Below are 1,387 nucleotides of genomic sequence, written 5' to 3' on the forward strand. Positions count from 1 at the left end.
TGCTTGAACATCACATGGCGCACGGCGGTGTAGTCCTCCAGCCCGTACATGGACATGTCCTTGCCGTAGCCGGAATGCTTCACGCCGCCGTGGGGCATTTCGCTGGTCAGCATGAAGTGAGTGTTGACCCAGGTGCAGCCGTACTGCAGGCGCGCGGACAGGCGGTGGGCGCGACCGACGTCGGCGGTCCAGACCGAGGAGGCGAGGCCGTAGTCGGAGTCGTTGGCCCAGGCCAGCACCTGCTCCTCGTCGTCGAAGGCGGTGACCGAGACGACCGGGCCGAACACTTCGCGGCGGACGATCTCGTCGTCCTGGCGCGCACCGGCGAGCACGGTGGGCTGGAAGAAGAAGCCCGGACCGTCGACACGCTGACCTCCAGTGACCACCCGGATGTGCGGCAGGGCGGCGGCGCGCTGGACGAAGCCCTCGACGCGCTCGAGGTGCTGCTCGGTGATCAGCGGGCCGAGTTCGGTGCTCGGGTCGTCCTGCAGGCCAGGCTGGATGCTGGCCACGGCTTCGCCCAGTTTCGCCACGAAGCGCTCGTAGACGCCTTTCTGCACGTAGAGGCGGCAGGCAGCGGTGCAGTCCTGGCCGGCGTTGTAGAAGCCGAAGGTGCGGATGCCCTCGACGGCGGCGTCGATGTCGGCGTCGTCGAAGATGATCACCGGGGCCTTGCCACCCAGCTCCATGTGCATGCGCTTCACCGTGTCGGCGGTGCCGGCAATGATCCGCGAGCCGGTGGCGACCGAGCCGGTCAGCGACACCATGCGCACTTTCGGGTGGGTCACCAGCGGCTCGCCGACGCTGGGGCCGCGGCCGAAGACCAGGTTGACCACGCCGGCGGGGAACAGCTCATTGATGAACTCGGCGAGTTTCAGCGCGGTCAGCGGGGTCTGCTCGGAGGGTTTGAGCACCACGGTGTTGCCGGCGGCGAGCGCCGGGCCGAGCTTCCAGGCGGCCATCATCAGCGGGTAGTTCCACGGCGCGATGGAGGCGACCACGCCGATCGGGTCGCGGCGGATCATCGAGGTGTGGCCGGGCAGGTATTCCCCGGCGGCGGAACCGCTCATGCAGCGGCTGGCGCCGGCGAAGAAGCGGAACACGTCGGCGATGGCCGGCAGTTCGTCATTCAGCACCGCGTTGTAGGGCTTGCCGCAGTTGTTCGATTCCAGGCGGGCCAGTTCTTCGGCATGGGCGTCGATGCGGTCGGCGAGCTTGAGCAGCAGGGCGGCGCGGTCTTTCGGCGGGGTCTGCGCCCAGGCGGGGAAGGCGGCCTCGGCGGCCTGCACGGCGGCATCGACCTGGGCCGGGCTGGCCTCGGCGATTTCTACCAGGGCAGTGCCCAGGGACGGGTTGAGCACGGCGAGGCCGGGGCCTTCGCCAGCGA

Annotated in this window: 1 protein-coding gene; it reads right to left on the reverse strand. The window is 69.1% G+C overall.

What is annotated here, in order from left to right; translation table 11 throughout:
* Nucleotides 1–1,387: gamma-aminobutyraldehyde dehydrogenase (locus J7302_RS26240; protein WP_215381770.1), on the reverse strand; the 1,387-nt coding region annotated here is incomplete at both ends.

Source organism: Metapseudomonas boanensis, from assembly GCF_018704125.1.
GTDB lineage: Bacteria > Pseudomonadota > Gammaproteobacteria > Pseudomonadales > Pseudomonadaceae > Metapseudomonas > Metapseudomonas boanensis.